Origin of the sequence: Shimia sp., assembly GCF_039969785.1 — a bacterium.
Taxonomy (GTDB): domain Bacteria; phylum Pseudomonadota; class Alphaproteobacteria; order Rhodobacterales; family Rhodobacteraceae; genus Shimia.
Genome location: NZ_JBDVNC010000010.1, coordinates 1 through 4773, shown reverse-complemented (window position 1 = coordinate 4773; position 4773 = coordinate 1). Strand labels below are relative to the sequence as shown.

General features: G+C 53.9%; 3 protein-coding genes and 2 pseudogenes. 4 read left to right on the top strand and 1 reads right to left on the bottom strand.

All coding sequences use genetic code 11. The annotated features are described in order from the left end of the window. Window positions 1-294, top strand: a 294-nt coding sequence (locus ABJI08_RS05055; RefSeq protein WP_348400738.1) for a hypothetical protein, incomplete at its 5' end; no start/stop codon positions are given. A 240-nt stretch (window positions 295-534) separates the two neighbouring features. On the opposite strand, the gene ABJI08_RS05050 is transcribed toward ABJI08_RS05055, so the two are convergent. Continuing rightward, window positions 535-2394 (bottom strand): amidohydrolase, encoded by a 1860-nt coding sequence (locus ABJI08_RS05050; protein WP_348400737.1) that lies wholly within the window; start codon window positions 2392-2394, stop codon window positions 535-537. A gap of 514 nt (window positions 2395-2908) precedes the next feature. On the opposite strand from ABJI08_RS05050, the gene ABJI08_RS05045 reads away from it, so the two are divergent. From ABJI08_RS05045 to ABJI08_RS05035, 3 genes and pseudogenes are all read left to right on the top strand, one after another. Next, entirely contained in the window at window positions 2909-3430 is a 522-nt protein-coding gene (locus ABJI08_RS05045) for a pyridoxamine 5'-phosphate oxidase family protein (RefSeq protein ID WP_348400736.1), read from the top strand. Next, window positions 3411-4040, top strand: a pseudogene (locus ABJI08_RS05040) (rhodanese-like domain-containing protein); the annotation flags it as partial. The gene ABJI08_RS05045 and the pseudogene ABJI08_RS05040, both read left to right, overlap by 20 nt. After that, a pseudogene (locus ABJI08_RS05035) lies at window positions 4014-4773 on the top strand (rhodanese-like domain-containing protein); the annotation flags it as partial. The pseudogenes ABJI08_RS05040 and ABJI08_RS05035, both read left to right, overlap by 27 nt.

The window sequence follows — 4773 nt, the reverse complement described above, 5'->3', positions numbered from 1 at the left end:
TGGGCTCAGTGCCGTCGTTCCGGTCCATGCTGTCGTGCGGCCGCTTCCAACCGCCGAATGTCCGAGATTCTGGTCACGCCTTTGAAATGGGTGGAATATCTGCGTTTCCGGAATGGCAGCTTCCGGGGCACGATTCAAACTCAACCCGCTGCATCGCCGCAAGTCCGCTTCGAGCCCAAAGCGGCCGGATCGAAATCGCAGCCTTCGCTCATGCAGCACTCTGACCGTCTCGGCTATTTACCGCAATGCAGCAGAAAAAGCGGTCGTTCGTTCTGGATGCAGCAAAATCTGTAGGGTCTATGACCGACATGCGGACGAAGCTGACGTCCGACATGAGGCTTTTAGAGCTTACGCAGAAACCCGTTGCGCTTGCAGCGACGCATTTGCAGCGTTGCAGCTTATTTCAACTAACCAGCCGTTCGCCAATGCTGATCTTAGCAGATTTTACATCGACGTTTCTCTGAAACACATTTTGTTGGTGAAGGGATTCCAGCGGGCGTAAGGCCCGCTGGCTCAGTCTTTCCGATGCAGTGATCAGGCAACAAATACCCGACGTCCATCCATCCACGTCTCAAGGACCTTGATGTTCTTGATCTCGTCTTGCCGCACGTCACGTGGATCTTGCTCCAAGATCACCATGTCCGCCAGTTTGCCCGGCTCGAGGCTTCCGACTTCGTGGTCTGAGAAAAGCTGCCACGCGGCCTCAGAGGTCATTGCTTGGATCGCCGATTCCACCGAGATCGCTTCCTGCGGCGCCAACACATAGTCAGGTTCCTTCCAAGTGCGGCGCGTTACGGCCATCTCGATCATGTGGAGCGGGTCCGGGTCGGTCACCATGAAGTCCGAGTGCAATGTGAAACCCACACCAGCCTTTTCGACGCTTCTGCAACGGTCAAGAAGTTCCGCCTTGTCTTCCCCGAAAACCTCGTCGCGCATGGCAATGCCCCAATAGTGGACATGCCCGATCAAGAAGCTGGCAGAGACGCCTAGGTCCTTCATGCGTGCGATCTGTTCGTCGTGCAGGATGGAGCAATGTTCGATCCGAGGACGCACAAGCGACATGTCCACTCCAGCATCAACAAGCGCCTGGCATGTGTCCAGGATGTTGTCGATGGCCGCGTCGCCGTTGCCATGAATAGACAGGTGCCATCCTTTCTGGGCGCGTTCCAGAGCTACTGCGGTTAGCTCATCCGCCTCCATGTAGGCGAGCCCGCGGTCTTCCCTGTTCAGGTAAGGGTCGCGCTGCAAGCCGGTGAATCCCTGGTTGGAGCCATCGGCGACCAGTTTGTAACCCGCAATGCGCGCCAAAGCATTCCCGTCGCCTTGCATTACACCAGCTTCGTCCCATACCTCGGCCCCAAGTGTGTAAAAGGGATAGGCACGGATTCGCGCCTTCATCCGACCAGATTGCGCGGCCGCAGCCATAACCTGTGTGTCGGCGGGTGACTGCGCTAGGGCGCCAAGACTTAGTTCAGACACTGTGGTCAGGCCATATTCCGCCCATTTGTCGAGCAACCCGATCAGGCCTTCGACCGGGTTCGCTTCCATCATTGCCGGGTAGTTTTCGACAATTTTCAGGAAGGCCACGTTGTTCTTAATCGTTCCGGTCAGGTTGCCATTGGTGTCCCGCACGAATTCGCCACCGGGAGGGTCTTGAACGTCGTTGGTCACGCCTGAAACCTCGAATGCCTTTGAGTTCGCATATGCGAGGTGACCAGAGGCATTCAGAACAAAGATCGGATGCTCGGTTGAAATCGGATCGAGATCAGCAAATGTCAGTGCGTCGGCACCCTCCTGTACAGCAGGGTCGAAGTTGCGGAAAACCAGCCATTCGCCAGCAGACGTTTCTGCCACCCGCATTGCGATGTGCTGCAGCACTTCACCAACTGTCGTGTAGCGGGCCATGCCGACATATTCCATGATGGCATCGACGACCGATCCTGACACGACATGAGTGTGCGCGTCGATAAATCCTGGCAGAACCGTCTTGCCTTCAAGATCGATCACGGTGGCGTCCTCGCCAGCCACGGCGCGAACTTCCCCGTCGGTGCCTACGGCCAGAATACGGTTGCCACGCACGGCGATGGCTTGGGCTTCGGAGAAAACATCGTCAACCGTGAGCACGTTGGCATTGGTGAAAATGGTTGTTGTCTCGGTTGATGCAGTCTGCGCACGGCCCTGTTGCGGCATGAGGGCCGCGAGACTTGCGGCAACTGCGCCGGACTTCAGAAAGTCCCTCCGGCCAAGACTTGCCCAGTCGATACCCCAATTGCAGGACCACCCGTTCCCGCTCGCGGCCTGCTCTTTCAGGTCACGCACGGTGTCATTTACTGCAAACAAGCCGCCAAACGTGCCGCTGCAACATGGGCATCCATATAGTTCATGTTTCGTCATGGCTTTCCTCCTGATTAAACAAGTGGGCACCCTCAAGCGCCATTCTTTAGGTCTGATAGTGGCATTGATGGAATCCAATTTACAAAGTGTATTTTGAATTGCTGCCATGTGAGCGATGAAACCCTCTCTGCGATTTGCCTGAATGGCCGTTCTTTACGCCGCATCGCGACACCGACGGCTACGCTGATGCAGCGAAAATTGCGCTGTGAGCGCGCGCAACGCAAAACCATCACTTCCGGTATGGGCTCTTTTTCCTCTTTCGCCGCACTGTGCGCGAAGGTCGGTTCTCGGTTTTTTGCCCAATTTTCATGCAGGTTTTCCAGAATTAGGTATAGTGGAAGATCGACCTGTCGCGAATGGCCTAGATGCGGGGTGAATCGATCGTTCGGAAGAAATGCGGACTCATGGCATTCTGGCTTCAAGCTACTTTGGAGGGCCTATTATGAACAAACGACCAACCAGCATGTATCACGACGGGCACCGCGAATTACAAGACAGGTTTGACGGTCGCCGAATGGCAGACGCGTTGGAGAAGCATCGTCGATTTTCTGAGTTCCGAGCGCAAGATGTCAATTTCATCGAGTGCACCGAGTTCTTCTTCATAGCAACGGCACATGCGCAAAGTGTCGACTGTTCTTATCGGGGAGGCGCACCGGGGTTTTTGCGAGTGACCGGCCCGGCGACATTGGAGTGGTCAGATATTGACGGCAACTCCATGTATCGCAGTCTTGGCAACGCCCTGAAATCCCCTCGTATAGGGTTGTTGTTCATTGAATTTGGCGCGCAACCGAAACGCTTACGCGTCAACGGGGCATGCACTCTGGTGAATGGCCCGACCCCCGAAGGCCACAAGATGATCGTGCGGGTCGATGCTGACGAAATCTTCCCGAACTGTCCTCGTTATATCCCTGATCTTGCTAGAGCTGCTGCTTCCTCGTTTATTCCTGACGAGACTGGGACCAGCGCCAAACCGGATTGGAAAAACGCCGAGGATTTGTGCGAAGCGCTGCCTGAAAATGATCCGCACCGGGGATAATTGCAGCGCCAATCGGTTTTTGTGTGGACTGGACACTATGGCTCAATGCAGACTTTTCCACCTCGCAAGCTCTCGCGAAACGCTTGCTCTGCATGAGACTAACCAGGAAAAAATGCTCTACATGATATTCCGTTCTTGGACTTTTCACACAATCTCCGGACAAAGCCGAGACAATTTGGTATTGCTGGCCATAACGAAAAAAGGAGACGGACCTGTGGCAACTCAAATGAGTCCTCTTGTCGATACGAATTGGCTGGCAACACAACTGACAAACCCCAAAATACGTATCATCGATGTCCGATGGAAATTTCGAGAGGAAAACGGCAAGGGTGTAGCATTTGATGATAGGACGGAGTTCCTTGCAGAGCATATTCCCGGCGCTGTTTATATCGGCATGTCGACGGAATTGTCGGACACTGCGAATGGCATTCCCGACATGATGGTTGATGCAGAGGTATTTGCCCAAAAAATGCAGGACTTAGGCGTTTCGAATGACAGCCACGTCGTGGTGTATGATGACTCCGGATTGCCTTTGGCATCGGCCCGGCTTTGGTGGGCCCTTTCATATTACGGCCATAATAACGTGCAGGTTCTCGACGGCGGCATTCAGCAGTGGAAACTCGAAGGTCGACCGACTGAATCTGGGGAATCCACTATTGATACTGGAGAATTTGCTCCAACAATACGCGAGGAGTGGATTGCGCAGAAAATCGATGTTGTGAATGCAATCGACAATGCAAGTATCAAGATCGTCGATTTTCTGCCAAATGATCTTTTTCGTGGTCATGGAGTTCACGCTTGGGGCGGGCGATCGGGCCATATCCCGGGCGCTGTAAACATACCTGCGATTTCAAACATCGATCCCGACTTGGCACATACTTCTGTCGCTGAGCGGACCGCAAAACTACAAGAGCGAGGCTCGTTTAAGATAGCAGATCAAGACCTACTAGCTGAGCACTATCAAGACAAAGGGCTCAATTCAGACGCAGAGGTCATCGCATATTGCGGGCGCGGAATCGCCGCGTCGTGTGGTCTTCTTGCTCTGCGTTACCTGGGAATAGAAAAATCTCGTCTCTATGATGGTTCTTGGGCTGAGTGGAGTGCAGATGAAAGCCTTCCAATCGAAACGTCCTAAATGAAGCTCTTTGCTGGGGATCGTAAAGCAGCATTGAAATTCCTCAGAAAAACAATGAAGCGCTTTGGTCCACCACATGTCATCGTGACCGACTTACTGCGGTCTTACGGCGCCGCGATGAAGGTCATAGGCAACGCAGATCACCAGGAAACAGGGCGCTGGTTCAACAACCGGGCCGAGAATTCACACCTTCCGTTTCGACGACGAG